The sequence below is a fragment of the Streptomyces sp. JJ38 genome (assembly GCF_019303475.1).
GTDB lineage: Bacteria > Actinomycetota > Actinomycetes > Streptomycetales > Streptomycetaceae > Streptomyces.
In genome coordinates, this window is record NZ_JABLSI010000070.1 from 1 (window position 1) to 19,092 (window position 19,092).

Here is a 19,092-nt window from a genome sequence, read left to right on the forward strand (position 1 = left end):
CGCGCGTCCTGCTCCGCAGGAACGACGCACGTCGCTACGCGACGTCTCCCGAATTGCTCCGCAATTCGGGGAAGGGATTCCTTCGGAATCCCTAGCAATTCGCTCCGCGAATTGCATGTGAATTGCTCCGCAATTCACCGCACACGTTCCGGTCGTGGTGACGCTCAGTCAGCGTCTTTCCCCATGAGAGGATGTGACTGTACAAACAGGCTGGCTACGCGTCAGGGGGAGGGGCGGCTTGTGTCCGGAGTGGTGGGAGAGATGGGCTCGGAGGAACACATGTGCGCCCCCATCTGACGGCTTGACAGGTGGGGGCTGGTGGGGAATTCTGGCCGTGGTCGTGTCGCTCTGAGCGGTGATGCATCACGGGTAGCGCTTGGGAAAACTCGGGGGCGCTCCCTTCAGGGGAAGAGTGGCCGCATCCGGGGTGGCGTAATTCCGTCATCAGGTCCAACTCGCACAGGAGATCAACCGGTGGACAAGAATGCTGATGCGGTCGGGTCTTTTACCCTGAGGCCGCATCAGAAAGAGGCCGTAGAGGCCATCTTGCGCGGCCTTTCCGACGTGGGCGCGGGAGATGTGCGGGGGACGGTGGTGATGGCGACCGGCACCGGGAAGACCATCACGGCCGCTGCTGCCGCGCACCGTCTCGTGCCGCATGGCCGGTGCGGGGTGCTCGTGCCGACGCTGGACCTGCTGGCGCAGACAGCGGAGGCGTGGCGGCGTGCCGGGCACCGGGGCCGCATGGTCGCCGTGTGCTCGCTGGAGGACGATCCGCTGCTGGACGCGCTGGGAGTGCGGTGCACCACCAATCCAGCGCTGCTGGCGCGGTGGGTGGCCGAGGCTGGGTCGGTGGTGGTGTTGGCGACATACGCCTCCCTGGTGCCGCAGACCGCCCGCCAGGACGACGGCGAGGAAGGCGTGGACGGGCCACAGAACGCCGTACGGGCCCGGCGTGGGGTGCTGGAGCGGGCGGTGCACGGTGAGGGCTTCACCGGGCCATCTCTGCCTGCCTTCGACCTCCTAGTGGCGGATGAGGCGCACCGCACGTCGGGGGATCTGGGGAAGGCGTGGGCGGCGGCGCTGGATGGCGCACGGGTGCCGGCGGTGCGGCGGTTGTTCATGACGGCGACGCCGCGGTTGTGGGAGGCCCCGCCCGTGTCCGGTGGTGAGGGCCGGTTGGTGGCCTCGATGGACGACGAACGCCTCTACGGGCCGGTGCTGTTCGAGCTGGAGCTGTTGGAAAGTGTGGAGCGGGGTTTGTTGGCGCGGTGGGAGGTCGACGTGCTGGAGATCACCGACCCCCAGGCGCCAGGCCCAGAAGCGGGCGCTGAGGAGGTGCAGGGGCGGCGTCTGGCCGCGTTGCAAGCCGCGCTGCTCACGCATCTGGACGACGTCGGCGGGCGGTCGCTGCTCACCTTCCACTCCACGACGCTGGCCGCGATGGCGATGGCCCGCTCCCTGCCCGGCACGGCCGGCGAGCTGTATGCCGGTGATCCGGCGCGGTACCCGGCCCGGGTCGGGTCGGAGTGGCTGTCCGGGGAACACCCCGCCACGTACCGGCGGGAGGTCCTGGCCCGGTTCGCGGACGGCATCACCGACGACGGATGGATCGCCGACGTACAGATCCTCGCCTCCTGCCAGGTCCTCGCCGAAGGCGTCGACATCCGCGGCCGGGCCGGCGTCGACGGCGTCGTCCTCGCCGACGCACGCTCCTCCCCCGTCCAGATCGTCCAGATCCTCGGCCGCGCACTACGCCAGGAACCCGGCGAGGGCAAGGTCGCACGCATCATCGTGCCCGTATACCTCGCGCCCGGGGAACAGCCCGACGCGATGATGACCTCCGGGGCCTACCGCCCCTTGATTCAAGTGCTTCAGGGCCTCCAAAGCCACGATGCTCGCATCCCGCAGCGGCTCATGCTGGCCACCCGCACCGCCTCCGGCGAACCGACGGCAGTGGTCGAACTCGACCCCGGCACACCCGAGCCCACCAAGGCCGGCCACACGGCAGGCGGCCGGGCTGACAAGCACGACCAGGAGCAGCAGGAGGGCCAGGCGCAGCGGGGCGAGTACGGCCAGGACGAAGACGACCAGGAGCAGCAGGTTGGGCACGACGACGAGGGCCACGGCCAGGAGCAGGGTGGGACGGCTGGGAGGGGGGTGGGGGTGCCGTTGCTGCGGTTCACCCAGCCCCGTGACCCGGCCGTCATCGCACGGTGGCTACGCACCCGCGTCCTCCAACCCGACAGCGAGGTCTGGCTCACCGGCTACGAAGCCCTCCGGGAATGGGTCGCCTGGCACGGCAACGCACACGTACCCACCGACGCCACCATCGCCACCGACACCCACGAGCAGGGCTATCCGGTCGGGAGGTGGGTCAGCGAGCAGCGGCGGGCCTTCAGCGACGGGAGGCTGCGCCCACACCGGTGGGAGCTGCTGGGCGAACTGGGCATGGTCTGGGACGTCGCCGACGCCCGCTTCCAACACGGGCTGATCGCCGCCCGCGCCTACTACGCGGAATTCGGCACCGTGTGCGCGCCGCGTGATGCGGTGATCAACGGATTCGCGGTCGGGCAATGGGTAGAAAATCTTCGGAAAGGCACCATGGTGCTGACCGAAGCACGCGATACGGCGTTGCGGGACATAGACCCGTACTGGAACCCGGCATGGCCGGTCTCCTGGCAACGCCGCTACACCGCCCTCGCCCACCACCTGCACCACGAAGACGGCAAAGACCGCGGGGACCGCGCGCCCGAGGTACGCCCGGGGACGCGGGCCGACGGGATCGACATCGGCACCTGGTTGCAGCGACAGACCAGCCCCACCGGCTGGGCCCAGCTACGGAACGAGCAGAAGGAGCTGCTGGAGAAGCTCGGTATCCAAGCCCCCGCAGCGACGGCCGGTACCGAGGCGCAGCGCAGAGAGGTGCCGGCCGTGCCCGGCCTGGAGGGGCTGGACGCCTTCGGGCGGGGTCTGGCCGCCGCCCGCCAATACCTCAACCGCGAAGGCCACCTGAAGGTCCCACGACAGCACGAAGAGCTTCTCCACCCCGCCAACGAGGACGGCGCTCCTGTGGCTGTCTTGCTAGGGGTATGGCTCACCAATCAGAAGACCCGGCGGGCAAAGCTTAGCGAGGAGCGGCGGACGGCGCTGGCCGGTCTTGGACTCCACTGGGCGGTGCACTGAATCTGGGAGGGCCCGGCGACGACGACCAGACTCATCCGCCGAGGTGCGGAGCGACGGGGTGGCCACCGCCTAGAAGAGTTGGGCGGGGTGTCTTGAACGGCTTCGCTGGCCCCACCCGGACGGACTGACTTAGCCCCGCCCCTCGAACGGGCGGCCGACAGTTCACTGGAGCCCCGGACGGCCTCTTCTCGCAGGTGCCGCTTGTGCACCGACCGCCCACCGACCCGACAGTCGAACACCTGGTGGCGCCAACGGAACCCGTTCTGGTGGGGCCACTGGAGCCCGTCGCAGACAGGCGGGGCGTCGATGCCGCGAACCAGCGGCGCGCCTACCGGTGCGGCGGCAGCCATCGCAGGGACCGTGCGCGTTTGCATCCACGTCTGCGGCCGACCAATCGGCTGCCCGCGGGTGAGGCACACAGGCTGGCCCGGGGCGGCTGATCTCGTCGCGGACCGGCGAGTGCTCCAGTCGGCCACACTGGCCAACTGTGCCGCTCAGTCACAGCTCGTCTGAGCCGAAGCACGGTCTTTGTCACAAGCCACGGGATGGGTGGGGAAACTGTTGCTAACTGCGGGTGCCCTTCGGGTAGCTCCCCTGCAGGGTGAGATGACGCTGTCGTTCTTGGGGCGGATCGCGGACGGTTACGGGCTGACGGTGCGGAGTCTGCTGTCGTCGGTTACCGAAGTGGCTGGCCAGCAGGGCGTCGTCGGGGCTCTGCAGGGCGACAGTGAGGTGTTCCTGAACGCCGCGGCCCGGGACCGGGTCGCGGCGCTGTGTCGTGTGCCGCACGTGGGCTTACGCCGTGCGTTGCCGACCTGGACGCGGGAGGAGCCACCGGGCCCCTCGAAGGAGAGGCCGACGGCGCGGTTCCGCAACGGAGTGGAGACGGTTGCCGCCTGGGGCCCAGCGTGCCCGGGCTGTGTGGCTGCGCGGACCGGTCGCGTTGCACCAGCCCGGGTGTACCTGGCGGCGCACCAGCGAGTCTGCCCACGTCACCGGTGCTGGCTGATGGGCGTGCCTGGCATCGAGGGCCGTGTCGTCAGGTTGGCCGGATGTCCGGAGGTGGTCCAGGCGCAGGCCGATCACCGGAGGCTGATGCGCCGCTCGCCCGTCGCTGCTTCGGCGTTCCAGGTTGCTGAGGCGGTCACAGCCTGGTGGTGGGCGCAGGTGTGGCCCGAGGAGCGCCTGTGGGCGATGCGGCTGGAGGCGGCCATGCCTGCGGGCGAGGATCCGCAGCGGTGGCGGATCCTGGCGCGGGATTTGGTCACCTACCCCGAGACCGTCGCCCTCGCCGCGCTTCTGGCCAGCCGGGTCTGGCGGCTCCGTGTCGCTGCTGACGGTGGTGGTCACCTCCCCTACCGGTTGGCTGATGTGCCCTGCGTGCCCAGCGAGCTGGGCCATCGCTTGCGGCGACCGTGGCTCGCCGAGCGTCTGGCCGCCTGCACCCACGGACCGCTGTTTGCCTGGACGTACCAGTGCGTCCGTACCAAGGGCGGCAGTGGAGACGACGAGCAGCGGTTGTGGCAGGTCCCCTTGGCTCTCCGGCCCCGGCCTCTCGCCGACGTTCTTCGCGGGCTACCAGCGTCGGCAGGCCGCGGGTGCAGAGGGTCTGCCGGCTCAGAAGCGGCTGCGGGACCACAGTGTGCACGCCGAAGGGGCCTTCGCCGCCGGCCTGGCCCATGCGCGTATCTACGCCGCCCAGCACGGCCACCTCGCCACTCACCGTGATACCCGAGTCGGTTCTTTTTCCCTGGGGAAATGGGTGCACAACCAGCAGGCCCATGCCTTGGCCCTGCCTGAAGAAAAGGCCATCGCCCTGAAGGAGGTGGATCCGTGGTGGAACGTCCCCTGGTCGGTGAAGTGGCAGCGCTCCTACTACCGTGCCCTCGACCACGTCAGACGCCACGGCCCCCTCAACGCCGCCGACGGGTTCCCCGACACCCACGTGCTGACCGGGGAGTGGCTGTATCTGCAGTGCACCGACTACGGCTCACTCCATCCCGAACAGCGCCGTCTCCTGGCCGGCATCGGCCTCACGGCCCAGGCCGTCGGTAGCGCACGCCCGCGCCGAACGAGGCGGACAGCTGGCATTGATACGGCTGTTGCTTGTGCGCGCGCCTTCGTCGCCGAACACGGATGCCTGGCCTTGGCCACCAGGAACACCTCCTACCAGGGTTTTCCGCTCGGAAAGTGGCTCAATGCCCAGCGTGTCCGCGCCCGCCGCCAGGAGGAGCCCCGCGCGCACCTTCAGGTGCTCGACGCGATCGACTTGTGGTGGAACCCGCCGTGGCCCTTGGCGTGGCAACGCACCTGGCACCGGATCCGCGCTCATGCCCGAGACCGGCACCAAGGGGCCGCGGAAGGGAGCTGGCCGGACAGCAGTGACGGCTGGGCCACGTGGCTGTCCAAACAGTGCACCGGCTACAAGCAGCTGCATACGCCGCAGCAGCATCTGCTGGCGCAGCTCGGCATCACCGCCGAGACCGCCGCTGCTCGCCCCCACGAAATCATCGCGCAGCTCTGCGGTACGGGCCCCGGGCTGGCCCACGCGGGCACCTACGCCGCCGCACACGGCCACCTCGCCACGCCCCTGAAAGCTTGTCATGAAGGGTTTCCGCTGGGCCGGTGGCTGAGCGAACAGCGCCACCAGGCGCGGGAGCACCACCGGGCAACGGGTAGCACATGGCCGGTCAGTACGCTCCTCGCCGCGCTCGACCCCTGGTGGAACCCGGCCTGGTCCTTGGAGTGGCAACGCAATTGGAGCCGCGAACGCAAGCGGTCAGAGTCCGCGCCCGCAGCCGACAGCAGTGGTGGTACCGGCATTCCGGGCCTTGAGAAGGAGCTGGCCGGCTGGCTGAGGCGTCAGTGTGTCGACTACGGCACACTCCACCCCGAACAGCACCGCCTGCTGACCAAGATCGGCATCACCGCCGAAACAGCCCGCGCCGCCCAGCCACCGGCTCCACACGCCGAGCCCGATCTCCTGGACACCGCGCTCGCACAAGCTCGCGCCTACGCGGCCGAATACGGCCACATCGCCGCGCCCGCCAGCACCGTCCTTGACGGGTTCCCGTTGGGAAGGTGGCTGGCTTGGCAACGACAACGCGCCCATCAGGGACGCCTCTCCCCCGCCCGGGCCCAAGCCCTCGCCATGATCGATCCGTGGTGGAATCCGCCCTGGCCCCTGCAATGGCAGCAGGCCTACCACCGCCTCCGCACAGCAGCTGCGGGTGCCGACGGCGTACCGGCCACGAACCTCCCCCGAGGCCTTGGCCGCTGGGCCCGTGTCCAGCAGGAGTCCTGGAAGCTTCTCTACCCCGGCCAGCAGAACCTTCTGACCGCCCTCGGCATCACACCCCACGCTGTCGTAAGCGAACAGCCCGCCCCTGCCACACGCTCCTACCCCGCCAGCCCCGGACTCGACCACGCACACGCCTACGCCACCCGACACGGCCACCTCACCCCGGACAAACACACCCGACAAGACGGCTTCCCCCTCGGCAGATGGCTGTGCCAGCAACGCCGCAAAGCCCGCGCCGGCACCCTCTCCAGCGCCACCATCGAGGCGCTCACCGCCCTGGACCCGTGGTGGAACCCACCCTGGCCCTACACCTGGCACCGCACCTGGCAGCAATACCGCGCCGCGATCAGCGGGAACGAACCCGCCTCCGACACACTTCAACACTGGGCCAACGTCCAACGCGCTCAATGGAGCACCCTCCACCCTGGCCAGCGACAGCTCCTCACCCACACCGGCGTCACGGGATGAGATCGCGGAGTCCAACAAGGCGTGCAGCGACCCTGTATGACTAACCGTCAACTCGCATTGTGAAATGCATCACACATTTTTCAGTGCGGCGTGCCCATGCCCTGGCCGCAGGGGTGGACCGGTAGGTTGCCCACCAAGTCTTGGTGGGCAACCTACCGGTCCACCCCTCGCGTAAGGGCATGACCTGCAGGAATGCAAGTTGCCCGTCTCCACGAGTTCCAACCAGTCTTGACGACGTGCCGCGGCGCCCGGCACGCCCCAACGTCACGTCAAGCTGGAGGGGATAGCCCCCGTGCTCAACACCATCGGCAGCCTCCTGCCCACGCTCCTCGGATGCCTCGGACTCATCGCGCTCGCCTCGAACGCAACCGCGCCCTGTGGCACGCGTGCCGAGAAACCCGCCACCACGGTCACCGATCACCTGCGCGCCATCGCCAACCACGCCCGCGCCATCGTCGCGACCATCACCAGCCGCAGCGGCCTGAACGGCGACCAGGGCTGAGCAACCGCACCCGCGCTACCCGGTTCCGTCCTCAGGCAGTCACACCATCACCGTGTTCCTGAAAGGCTGCCTGCGGATGGACTGCTCAACTCCCTCAGAGTCTGGGAGGCGAAGTTCTACCTCGATCCCGGGCCGCACCGCTACCAAAGGCACCAGACCAGCTCTCCCATCGCGGCCAGGTGACGCTCCCGTCGTCCGGGATAGGATCTTCGGTCGCTCTCCTACGCGCTGACGTGCCCTCTGCAACGTTGGGATCCCAGCTCTCCCGTGCCTCATCAGACGCTAGAGTTTTCCCACCTCGTCCCGAAGTGGCGTGTTTCAAGGGCGCGTTGACGGCTGCTGGCCACCCGCGTGTCCGTGCCGTACAGCAAGGGAGCATTGTGCGACTCGTTGAACTCAGCGTCACCAACTTCCGCTCGCTGGGGGACGTCCAGGGCATCCCGATCCACAAGCAGACCATCCTGACGGGGCACAACGATTGCGGTAAGACAGCGACCCTGGACGCGATCGCTTTCCTGCTCGGCGAGCGCCCTCTCGCGGACAGTGACATCTCTCAGTTTGCCGAGAGTGAACCCGCGCGCGCTGCCCTGCCGTCGGACGATGACGCCGCGGAGCCGATCGCGGTGACGGTGGAAGGCCGGTTCGACCTGTCAGACGCCGAGAAGCAGGCCCTGGGTCTCTCCTCTTCCATCCAGGTGCGCCGTCGACACGTGGAAGGTGAAGGCGTCTGCCTTGAGTGGCTGGCGCAGGTGCCGCAGAACCCCGCCCTACGGAACATCTCCTCCCTGAAGGCGCCCGAGCTCCGCAGCCTCGCCTCCGATGTAGGCGTCAAGTTGCGTGAGGGCCAGCCGAACGTCAAAGCGAGCTGGATCGAGGTTCTCGAAGAGCATGCGGCCTCAGCCCCAACGGTTGCCGGTTGGGCTCAGGCGCCTGAGCACGTGGTCAGCGCCCTGCCGCAGCTCCTCTATTTCCGGGGCGATGCCGCGGAGACTCCCGACACCGTGGTCCGCAGCATCCTGACGGCGAAGTTGCGCGAGTACACCCTGCGTGAGGAGACCCGGCAGAAGATCACCGATCTGGAGACCGATTTTTCCGGCCTGCTCAAGGACGATGCCGACCGCCTGCAGAAATTGGTCGAGGAACGGTGCGGCTTCGACTCTTTCTCGCTGGAGCCGACCGTGCAGTTCCGGCCGACTGTCAGTGGCGTCTCGATGACCGCTGCGGCACCGGGCCAACGGGCCGTGTCACTGGCTTCGGCCGGGGCGGGCCGGTCCCGCCGGATTTCGCTGGCGCTGTGGGAGGCCAGCCAGCAGCTTCTGTCAGAAGCAGCGGAGGACGGCGTCACAGGCGGTGTGATCATCGCCTATGACGAGCCCGACACGCACCTCGACTATGAGCACCAGCGTCGCATCATGGACATGATCAAGGTGTCCGCGTCCGCCGCGCAGTCCACCGTGATCGTTGCAACCCACTCCCTGAACCTGATCGACGGTGTCGACATCCAGGACATCGTGCATCTCAACAGCAGGGACGGACGAGCCTACGTACAGTCGCTCGGCGCAGAGGACAGTGACGAGGACACCCGGCGCTTTCTGTCGAACATGGCGGTTTCCCTGGGCTTCCGCAACAGTGTCCTCCTGCACGAACGGTGTTTCGTCGGCGTGGAAGGCCCCACCGAGTACGCGGCACTGCCGGCACTCTTCAAGCTGGCGTTCGGCTACCCGATCCAGTCCGCAGGCATCGCACTGTGGGACTGCGGTGGCAACGACGGCGCCCTCAACTTCGCCAAATTCCTCAAGAAGCACAAGCGCACCGTCTTGTTCCTGGTCGACGGCGACTCGATCCGCGACAAGGAAAAGGAGTTCAGCCTCAATCGTCTGGAGAAGTACGGTTTCACCGAGAAGGACTGCCTCTTCCTCGGAGACCCGAACGAGCTGGAGGACGTCTTCAGCGACGATCAGTGGGCCGACACCATGAACGCCGAATGGCCTCGCAAGGACGAGCAGCAGTGGACACCCAAGGATGTCGCAGACCTGCGCAGCACCGGCAAGTTCAGCAAGTCGCTTCACAGCCTGCTGTACCAGCACTCCGAGCAGGCTCCGCGTAAGAAGGAGAGCATGGTCGTCGAGTTGACTCGTCGGCTGCGCAACCCCTCCGACGTCCCGCCCGCCCTGGTGAAGTCCTTCGAGGACGCAATCAAGGTAGCCCGTGAAGCCGGACTGGCCTACTGGCCCGAGGAAAGCTGACCCAGGCGCAGTGCACGGCGGGCTCGCATCCGGCTCAGACGCTGCTCTCGGGTGGGCTCCTCCCATGAGTGCACACCCACAGACGACACCCAGCGCCGACCATGCCGGTCTTTCTCCTCACCGCACCACCGGCATCCAGACGGCGCAGGGGGGCCCGAATGGCGAACACGGACAGCCATAGCATGCACCTCAGTACTCTCCGCTCGTTGTGCCGGTGACGTACTCAAAGAGTCCCACGCAGCACTGACAATCGGCAGAGCGAGAGCAGAGCCCCGGCGAGCTGGCACCGCCCGGAAATCACCAGGACCCCGCGCGACACCTCCAGACCATATGCACAGCTTCTTGGAGGAGCTTCGGTGCCGTTGTCTACCCTCACCGGGTTCTGTCAGCGCCCTCAGCGCTGCTGGCGGGCCCCGCGCAAGTCCTATATGTCGTCGAAACTGGGCTGACTCCATGGCGCGTCGGGGGGTGGACCTTGGGCGCCGAGAAGCTGGGTGATCTTCTCGGCTTCATCATTTGAGAGATCGGAGAGCAGGCGCGTTGTCGTGCCGAGGAGGGCGTCCAGGGGTACCTGGGTACGTGCTCCGCGGGCGCTGGCGATTCCGGTGCCGAACAGGCACTGGAGAGTCTCGCCGGAGGGGATGCGGGCATCGGCTTCGATGACTCCCTCGGCCTGTCCCAGCGCGTCGCTGATGCCGTCGAGTTGGGCGTCGTGGGAGATGTCGTCTCCGGGGCCGCCGTATCCGACGTGGCGGTCCGTCACGACCATTCGAAGAGAGGTCAGCGGGATGCCGAAGCGGTCGGCCCTGTTCCTCACTTCGTCGAGGCGGGGCAGGTCGTGCTCCTGCCCGGGCGGGAGCTGGCGCCGGGACTGGGCAACGAGCACATGGAACCGCGGGGTCTGCAGGATCAGCTGGCCGGCCTTCACAGCCCAGCGCCACGGGCTGATGTCCGCGTCTGCTGCGCCGGGCCCGATCATGCAGACGCGGCTGGTCCAGAGCTGGATCGCCTCACGCATCAGGTGCTGAAGGTTTCCGGTGCCGGCGGCCGGGGTGCGCAGCAGGATAGGGAGGCTGATCATGCGGACGACCCGGTTCCAGAACGCGGCGTCGGCGATGTCTTCGGATTCCAGGAGGTACATCAGGGCCGTCTCGTCGAGATGGCCGACGCCTCGCTGGGGTGCGGGGAAGCTGGCGAGTGTGGATCCGCCGCCCTGCCAGAGCGCGGCGAGGAAGGCTGACATCCGGTCGGCGACGTCGGTGGTCATCCGTGCGGTGAGGGCGTCGACGGCGTCGCGGGTGGGAACGCGTTCTCCCACACGGGCGGCCTCGGCTCCCTGGACGACCGTGTTCAGGAACTCCTCGGTCGCCGCTTTGTCGAGGGTGCCGCGGCCGCCTTCGAGAACGGAGCGGGACACCAGACGGGGAATGCCGGGAGAGTCGTCGGCCGGCTGGAGTGCGCCGAGCGCGGAAGCGTCGAGGAGCAGCGCGGTGCTGCTGCCGGGCAGCGAGGGAAGATCTCCTTGCTGCCGTGCGGTGGGCAGCTGGCCAAGCGCCAGGAGCACCGGCCGGTCGGCACGGGGAAGGCGCTGCAGGTCGTCCTCCAGCTCGCGCTGGTCGGATGTGGTGCGCAGGTAGATGAACCGGCGCGGTGTGCGGGGCCTGCCGGGCCATTCGAGGACCATGTCGGGGACATGGGTGTGGTTGAAGAACTCGGTCTTGGTGACGGTTGCACCGGGGTCCATACGGCGCAGGTGCCGGGCTACTACGTCTTTGACCTGGGTGAACATCAACCGGTCGTCGGGCTCGTCCATGGCCTGGGAGATCGACTGCTCGACGATGTTCACCACGAGCCCTCTCTGCGGGTGAGTTCGGCGGCGACAATGGCTGCCCAGTCCTTGAGCGGCAGGAGGGTTTCCTGCTTGTCCGAAAGCACGATCAGCCACAGACGGGCGGCGACCGACCGGACGAGTTCAGCGTCCAGAAGTTTTCGGGCTTCCTCGGGGTCGCTGGTGCCGAAAACACGGCTGCTGTGCTGAAGGACCGCGGTCTCCACCTGGTCAGGTGAGTTGAGGGTGGACCAGGAGTTCGCCCGGAACGGTGCCCAGGTGATCCACATGAAGTGATCGCTGAGATGGTGCTGGGCCTGGGCGGCCACGTAGCACTTGGCGAGAAACTCGTCGAACTGGGTTCCCTGGTCGCTGGGTTGCGCGTAGTTCTTGACCTCCGCGCAGAACATGTCGTTCTGGTAGGGGTCACCGCGCATGGCACCCCCCAGATCGAAGGAGAACGTCCGGCCTCCGTACGGCCAGGACAGAGTCAGCCGACGGCCACAGGACTCCGAGTCCGTGTTCGCGTACGCGCCGAAGATGCGCATCGTGCCCTCGAGCCACTGCTTGGCTCTGCGGGCCCCCGAGAAGCCCTTCACCTGAGCATCTTCGCCAACCACCACAGGCGTAGCTTAGTGCGATCGGATCATCACGGTGCGCTCGAATGGCCGAATCCCCGGCACGGCGACGCCTGCCCACTCCAGGAAAGTGAGATCTACGGCCTAAGGGAAGTAGGCCGACGACGGGGCCGAGGACCGGCCAGCTACTGCGAAATCCCCCGCCCGGAGCGGTGAACACGAGACCGTGGTGGAGTGACCCGTCTTCCCGGCCTCCTGCGGATCGCTCCCCTGCAGGGGGAGACGACCTCGTCGCTGATCTGCCGCATCGCGAGCCGCTACGGGATGGAAGCGAAGGTGTTGCGGGCCTGCTGGAAGTGGCGCAACTACCCGCCCGGACACGACGGCGGGGGCGCGCGGGCCGACGCCGAGGTGCTGCTGAACGCGGCCGGACGCCAGCTCCTGGCAGGCACGTGCGGCGTCGAGGAAGCCGTGCTGGCGCGGGCGTTGCCGTCCTGGGCGGAAGAGGATGCCAAGCTACGCGCCGAGGATGACGAGCCGGTGGGGCTGTGGCGGATCGGTGGCGCGGTGGCCGGTCCGGTGGGGTTCGGCTGCCGGCTGTGCACGGCCCGGCGCACCGGGCAGGCGCTGCGAGTGGTGCGGTACGCGCCGCGGTGGGAGCGGGTGTGTGTCCGGCATGGGCGGTGGCTGCTGGACGCGGACGCCGACCAGCCTCTGGAACACCTCGACCTGCGTGGCCTGCCGGAGGTGGTGGCGGCGCAGCGGCGGTGGGCCCGGGTGGCGCGGCGGGCGGTGCGGGCCGGTGCGGAGCCGGAGCGGGTGTTCGCGCTGGCGGGGGCGGTGGTGGCCCGGTGGTGGGAGCAGGCCCTGCAGTGGGAGCGGGAGACGGTCTGGCCGCGGCGCCTGCACCAGGTTGCGGGCGGGGATGCGGGGGGTGATCTGGAGCGGTGGCGGATCGTGGGGCGGGACGCGGTCGTCTTCCCGGAGGTGGTGGCCGTGGCCGACGCGCTGCTGGACCCGGCCATGGCCGAGCTGGTGTGGACGGACAGCGGTGCCGGGCGGCCGCGGGCGCTGCCCGCCGACGGGTTGTTCTGCCGCGGGCTCGGTGAGCGGCTGGGGCGGGGGTGGCTGGGGCCGCTGGCCGCGACGGACCACGGCGGGCCGCTCATCGCGTGGATGGGCAGCGTAATCCGTCTTCGCCGCGGCGCCGGGGGGCCGCCCGGGTACGACAACGACCCGTCGTGGCTGCGCCGGGAACACCAGGCCGCGACCATGGCCGGCCAGTTGCGGGTGCTGGGCAAGGAGAAGAAGGCACCCGGCTCTGGGACGATGTGGCGGGCTGCGGTACCCGCAGAGCAGCGCAGGCTGATCACCAGCACGCTCGACAGCGCCCAGGAGCAGCTGCTGCAGCTGCGCGGGGTGCAGACCGGTCCGACCGCCGACGTCGCCCGGCGGCTGCTGCGCGGGCTGGGTCACAGCGCGGGCCTGATCGAGAGCGCCTGGAAACGGACTGCGGTGGCGGCCGTGAACGGCGGGGTGCCCTTGGAGGAGGTCGCCGGGTGGGTGGACGTGCCCGTTGAGGTGCTCCGGGAAATGCTGACCGCGGGCGGGCAGGAGAGCGGCGGCTGAGCCCGCGCGCCCGGGGGCGAGTCGGCTGTTAGCTGATACGGCACTCGTTCGTGGCAGGAATACTGAAAACGGCGGTGTGCGCCGGTGGCGGCGGCTTGGCTTGCGCGGGTGACCAGCACAGGAGCGGTCCGGCCCAGGAGCCGGGCAGGGCGAGCGGCTGCGGGCCGCTTGGGCGGGTTCGAGGCGGTGTTCCTCGACCCGGTGGGGCAGGCGGTCCAGCAGCGGTGGGCGGATGCCGCCATGACCGTGGCGTTCGAGGAACTGCCGCCGGTGTCGGCGTTCCCAGTGATCCCGGGGCGGCGCTGGGGGCCGGGTCTGTGGTGGTCGGCGACCACCGGGCGGCATGTGGCCGCGGGGTCGAACGCGATGCGCGTGCAGTTGATGGTCCTGGACCGCGATCGGGACGTGACGGGTCTGGCGGGGCGGCCGGTGCGGCTGCTGTGGCGTGATCCGCGCGGGCAGGTGCGTTCCTGGGTGCCGCAGCTCTTCGCCCGCCGTGCCGACGGCACCGCGCTGCTCGCCGACTGCCCCGGCCACCCCGACGCGGGCGGTGAACGGGCGCAGAAGGCCGCCGAAGCGGTGGCGCAGGCGTGCGCGGACATCGGCTGGACCTACCGGCGCCTTCCACCGCTCGACGACGTCCTGGCCGCCAACCTGAAATGGCTGGCCGGCTACCGCCACCCCCGCAACGCCGGCCGCCCGGGCCTGACAGCGGCGGTCGTCGAGGCGTTCACGCGGCCACGGCCGCTGATCGAGGGCACCGAAGCGGTCGGCGACCCGATCGAAGTCCTCCCCTGCGTCTTCCACGCCCTGTGGCACGGCCGGCTGACGGCCGGCCTGGACACACCGCTGCACGAACGCGTCCCCGTCGGCCCGCAGGGCTGGAGCGACCCGGACAAGACGGGAGGTGCTGGGTGAGCGCGCGGCGTGATGCCCGGCCGGCCGTGAAGGCCGGTACTCGGGTCCGGTTCCGTGGCGTGACGTGGCAGGTGGTCGCCCTGTCGGGGCAGGAGATCCACCTCCTCGGCCCGGACGGCGGCGGCCAGGCCGTGCTCGCCGGGCACCTGTTCGCCGACCCCGGCTTCGCCGTCATCGGAGCCGATGCGCCTCAGGCGGCCCCGCAGTGGGGGCTGTTCGAAACCGCCCCCGCCGCAGCGCGTGAGAAGGCGCTGGCCTGGCGGCGGCACGTGCGGGAAGTCGAGTGCGGGCTTGCCGGCGGGCCCGGCAGTGAAGGAGTGGTCCGGCCGCAGTACGACCCCGAGCGGCACACGCTGGCCGAGCGGGAACAGGCCAAGGCCGAGGAGCTGACCGCGCTCGGCTTCGGCCGGGTCTCGCGCACCACGGTGCAGCGCATGCGGCTCGCCCACCGCAAGCAGGGCCTGTGGGGGCTGCTCGACCACCGCACCACCCGTGCTTCCAGTCCCACCGGGCGGGCCGACGAACGGGTCGTCGCCGCCGTCCGCGAGGCGCTGCGCCGCCGCCGCGGGCGTTCCAAGGGCACCATCAACGGCCTGTTCCCGCTGATCAACCAGATCCTTCAGGACCGGCACGGGCCCGGCACGGTGCCCGCGCCGTCGCAGGCCACGCTGTACCGGCTCGTCACCACCCTGGCCCGGCCCGGTGAACTGCCCACCGGGCCCGTGAGGCAGGTGTCGGCCAGCGTCGACGGGCGGGCCTTCACCCCCGCCACGGCGCTGCGGCCCGGCGAACAGGTCCAGGTCGACACCACCCGCCTGGACGTCCTCGCCCTCTTCGACGACGGGCGCCTGGCCCGCCCCGAACTCACCATCGCCGTCGACGTCGCCACCCGCGCCATCCTCGCCGCCGTGCTGTGCCCGAGCGCGACCAAGGCCGTCGACGCCGCCCTGCTACTCGCGGAGATGGCCGTCCCCTACCCCGCCCGCCCCACCTGGCCGAACATCCTGCGCATGGACCACGCCGCACTCCCCCACCAGCGGCTGGCCACGCTGGACGAGCGCCTGGCCGGGGCTGCGGCCCGGCCCGTCGTCCTGCCCGAGACGATCGTCGTCGACCGCGGCAAAATCTTCGTCTCCGCCGCTTTCACCGCCGCCTGCGAACACCTCGGCATCAGCGTCCAGCCCGCCCCGCCCCACGCCCCCACCGCCAAAGGCATCGTCGAGCGGACCTTCGGCACCATCAACCACTTGTTCTGCCAGCACCTGCCCGGCTACACCGGCTCCGACGTCACCCGCCGCGGCCCCGACACCGAACAAGACGCCTGCTACAGCGTCCCCCAACTCCAGGACCTGCTTGATGAGTGGCTGGTGCACTACCACCACCGCCCCCACGAAGGCCTGCGCCACCCGCTGATGCCGAAGAAGGCCCTCACCCCGAACCAGATGTGGGCCGCGCTGGTCGCCGTCGCCGGGTACGTGCCCGTCCCGCTCACCGGCCGCGACTACCTCGAACTGCTGCCCGTGCGCTGGCAGGCCATCACCCCCGCCGGCATCCGCATCCACCACCGCACCTACGACCACGATCTCCTCGCCCCCTACCGCGGCCAGGCCTCCCCCGTCGCCGGCCGCGGCGGGAAATGGGAGATCCATTACAACCCCCACGACGTCCGCCAGATCTGGGTGCGTCTGCCTGACGGCGAGCTGACCGAGATCCCGTGGATCCACCGCGACCACATCCACCAGCCGTTCAACGACAACACCTGGCAGCACATCCGCACCCACGCCCACCACAGCAACCACGACGACAGCCAGCAACACGAAGCCGACCTGGCCGACGCCCTCGACCAGCTCATGCGCCGCGTCCACAACGGCCACGCCACCACCACAGAACAAGCCCTGCTCTCCCGCGCCACCACGCTGCCCCTCCCTGCCGCCCGGCATCCGCAACACGACACCGGCACCGGCGAATCGGCGCAGCACGACGAACTGGCGCAGCACAACGGGCTGGCGCAGCACGACGAGGACGACAGCATCGACGACCTCGACGACCTCCCCGACGACAACACCCGCCCCGCCGCAGCCACCGGATTCGGGCTCTACGACGCATACGAGGAAGCCGACAAGTGGTGAAAAACGCCCGCCCCCGACCCGCACCGCAGAACACGAGCAGCGCACCCATCGGCACAGGCAGCAACAACACGGCCGAACCGTCCTGGCCCCTGACCACCTGGCAGGGCTGGCACCGCTTCGCCACCACCGACCCGCCCGCACCGCCCCGGCCCGAAGACCCACCCCGCAGCCTCGAGGAGCGCCTCGCCTACCACTCCGCGTTCGTCACTATCCGCACCCCCGCTATCAGCCAGCTCGCCACTCAGGTCCGCACCCTGATGGTCCTCGGCCGCCACCAGCAGACCACCGCCCGGCCCTCACTGATCGTCACCGGACCCGCCGCAGCCGGGAAAACCACCGCCCTCCTCCATGTCGGCCGCGCCTGCCACCTCGCCCACGCCCGCAAGAACCCGGCACCGCCCGGATCAGCCCACGGCGCGGCACCCGTGGCGTACGTTCTGGTCCCGCCGGGCGCCACCGCGAAAACCCTCGTCACCGAGTTCGCCCGCTACCTCGGCATCCCCGTGGCCACCCGCATGACCCAGACCCAGATCACCGACGCCGTCTGCCACACCTACACCCAAGCTGGCGTCCAACTCGTCCTCATCGACGAGATCCACCGCCTCAACCCCCGCACCACCACCGGCGCCCAGGCCGCCGACCTATTGAAAGACCTCACCGAACGCCTGCCCGCCACGTTCGTCTACGCCGGCATCAACGTCACCGACACGCCCCTGTTCACCGGCACCCGCGGCGCCCAACTCGCCGGACGCGCCACCCTCATCACCTGCGGCCCCCTCCCCGCCCGCCACGGCACCCGCCAACCCTTCCGCGACGTCATCACCGACATCGAAAACGCCCTCGACCTCACCCACCACAGACCCGGAACCCTCCCCCGCCACGCCCCCTACCTCCACCAACGCACCGCCGGCCGCATCGGATCCCTCACCCGACTCATCCGCCAAGCCGCCATCACCGCCATCCACGACGGCACCGAACGCATCACCAAAACCACCCTCGACGCCGTACGAGGGTCTTGACCCCGGTTCCTGGACACGGATTATGCGGCTTGCGTCAGCGTAGGTGATGTCGTTCGGAAGGTGTTCTCGTAGGCGATCGGACTGCGGTGTCCGAGGCGGGAGTGACGGCGTCGGGTGTTGTAACGGTGCAGCCAGCGGAACGCGTCGAGGCGGGCCTCGCCCTCGGTGGACCAGTGCTTTCGGCCCTGAAGCGTCTCGCGTTTGAACGTCGCGTTGAAGGACTCGGCGAGCGCGTTGTCCGCGCTGGAGCCGATCGCGCTCATGGACTGGCGGACGCCGGCTTTGCGGCAGGCGTCGGCGAAGGACCGGCTGGTGTACTGGGCCCCGTGGTCGGTGTGCAGGACCGCCCCGGCGAGGCCGCCGCGGGTCCGCTCGGCGGCGGCCAGGGCGTCGGTGACGAGGTCGGTGCGCATGTGGTCCGCGATCGCCCAGCCGGCCAGGCGCCGTGAGGCGAGGTCGATGACGGTGGCCAGATAGAGGAACTTCCCGCCGCTCAGCGGGAGATAGGTGATGTCGCCGACGTACTTCGTGTTCGGCTTGCTTGCGTTGAAGTCGCGGCCGATGAGGTCCGGGGCCTTCACCGCGGCCGGGTCCGCAACCGTGGTGCGGTGTCTGCGGCGCAAACGCACGCCCGCCAGACCGGCACCCCGCATCACGCGCGCGATCCGCTTGTGGTTGACGCGCTCGCCCGCTTCGCGGAGCTCGGCGGTGATCCTCGGGACACCGTAGGTGCCGTCCGACTCGCGGTGCACGGTCCGTATCCGGGCGGCAAGGCGGGCGTCGGCCGCCTGCCGGGCGGCCCGGTCCGCGGCGGTGCGGCGCCAGTAGTAGAAGCTGGAGCGGGCGATGCCGAGGATAGTGCACAGCCGCTTCACGCCGTAGCGGCGGTGGTGGTCGGCGACGAACTGGAAGCGGTTCACCAGCGCGTCTCCCCGGCGAAATACTTCGCCGCCTTGCGCAGGATCTCGCGTTCCTCCTCCAGCTCGCGGACCTTTTTGCGCAGAGCGGCGTTCTCCGCCTCCAGTGGCGTGAGCGGCTCAGTCGGCACCTCGGCCCGGCGTCCCCGGGGCCTGCTCGCACCAGCGGCCCGGACCCAGTTACGCAGCGTCTCGGGATTGATCCCCAGATCGGCAGCGACCTGCCGGATCGTCGCTTCGGGCCGCGACTGGTACAACGCGACCGCGTCCGCCTTGAACTGCGGCGGATAGTTCTTCATGACCACGAGATGTCCGTTCTCAGATCCTCAGGATCCAGTGTCTCGTGTGTCCAAGATCCGGGGTCAAGGCCC

General features: G+C 69.4%; 11 protein-coding genes and 1 pseudogene. 9 read left to right on the plus strand and 3 right to left on the minus strand.

Going from position 1 to position 19,092, the window contains the following annotated elements:
• Positions 1–474 precede the first annotated feature (474 nt).
• The 5 genes and pseudogenes from HPT28_RS25035 (at position 475) to HPT28_RS25055 (ending at position 9,703) form a co-directional block, all read left to right on the plus strand.
• On the plus strand, positions 475–3,186 hold the full coding sequence (locus HPT28_RS25035) for a DEAD/DEAH box helicase (protein WP_219094005.1): 2,712 nt from the start codon (positions 475–477) through the stop codon (positions 3,184–3,186).
• A gap of 549 nt (positions 3,187–3,735) precedes the next feature.
• Positions 3,736–4,182 (plus strand): annotated as a pseudogene (locus HPT28_RS27785) (TniQ family protein); the annotation flags it as partial.
• Between the two features lie 502 nt (positions 4,183–4,684).
• Entirely contained in the window at positions 4,685–6,955 is a 2,271-nt protein-coding gene (locus HPT28_RS25045; protein WP_308119510.1) for a helicase associated domain-containing protein, read from the plus strand.
• 292 nt (positions 6,956–7,247) lie between these two features.
• Positions 7,248–7,457: a hypothetical protein gene (locus tag HPT28_RS25050; protein WP_219094011.1), complete on the plus strand. Its 210-nt coding sequence runs from the start codon at positions 7,248–7,250 to the stop codon at positions 7,455–7,457.
• Between the two features lie 380 nt (positions 7,458–7,837).
• The gene (locus HPT28_RS25055) at positions 7,838–9,703 is read left to right on the plus strand and encodes an ATP-dependent endonuclease (protein ID WP_219094013.1); all 1,866 of its coding nucleotides are present in this window, start codon (positions 7,838–7,840) and stop codon (positions 9,701–9,703) included.
• A gap of 424 nt (positions 9,704–10,127) precedes the next feature.
• Here HPT28_RS25055 and HPT28_RS25060 read toward each other — a convergent pair whose 3' ends face one another.
• A complete protein-coding gene (locus HPT28_RS25060) occupies positions 10,128–11,552 on the minus strand; it encodes a hypothetical protein (protein WP_219094015.1) in 1,425 nt (474 codons plus the stop codon).
• Complete coding sequence (locus HPT28_RS25065; protein WP_219094016.1) at positions 11,546–12,154, minus strand: hypothetical protein; 609 nt, start codon at positions 12,152–12,154, stop codon at positions 11,546–11,548. The genes HPT28_RS25060 and HPT28_RS25065 overlap by 7 nt, the downstream gene beginning before the upstream one ends.
• Positions 12,155–12,343: 189 nt before the next feature.
• Here HPT28_RS25065 and HPT28_RS25070 point away from each other — a divergent pair, with 189 nt between their 5' ends.
• The 4 genes from HPT28_RS25070 (at position 12,344) to HPT28_RS25085 (ending at position 17,804) form a co-directional block, all read left to right on the plus strand.
• On the plus strand, positions 12,344–13,738 hold the full coding sequence (locus tag HPT28_RS25070; RefSeq protein ID WP_219094018.1) for a TniQ family protein: 1,395 nt from the start codon (positions 12,344–12,346) through the stop codon (positions 13,736–13,738).
• A 168-nt stretch (positions 13,739–13,906) separates the two neighbouring features.
• Complete coding sequence (locus tag HPT28_RS25075) at positions 13,907–14,656, plus strand: TnsA-like heteromeric transposase endonuclease subunit (RefSeq protein ID WP_219094020.1); 750 nt, start codon at positions 13,907–13,909, stop codon at positions 14,654–14,656.
• A gap of 59 nt (positions 14,657–14,715) precedes the next feature.
• Entirely contained in the window at positions 14,716–16,785 is a 2,070-nt protein-coding gene (locus HPT28_RS25080; protein WP_308119512.1) for a Mu transposase C-terminal domain-containing protein, read from the plus strand.
• A gap of 89 nt (positions 16,786–16,874) precedes the next feature.
• The gene (locus tag HPT28_RS25085) at positions 16,875–17,804 is read left to right on the plus strand and encodes a TniB family NTP-binding protein (RefSeq protein WP_219094026.1); all 930 of its coding nucleotides are present in this window, start codon (positions 16,875–16,877) and stop codon (positions 17,802–17,804) included.
• A 20-nt stretch (positions 17,805–17,824) separates the two neighbouring features.
• Here HPT28_RS25085 and HPT28_RS25090 read toward each other — a convergent pair.
• Positions 17,825–19,026 (minus strand): IS3 family transposase gene (locus tag HPT28_RS25090; protein ID WP_219094024.1). Its coding sequence is split into 2 segments (ribosomal slippage): positions 17,825–18,735 and positions 18,735–19,026, totalling 1,203 coding nucleotides; the frame shifts between segments, so codons are not numbered across the junction.
• Positions 19,027–19,092: the final 66 nt, after the last annotated feature.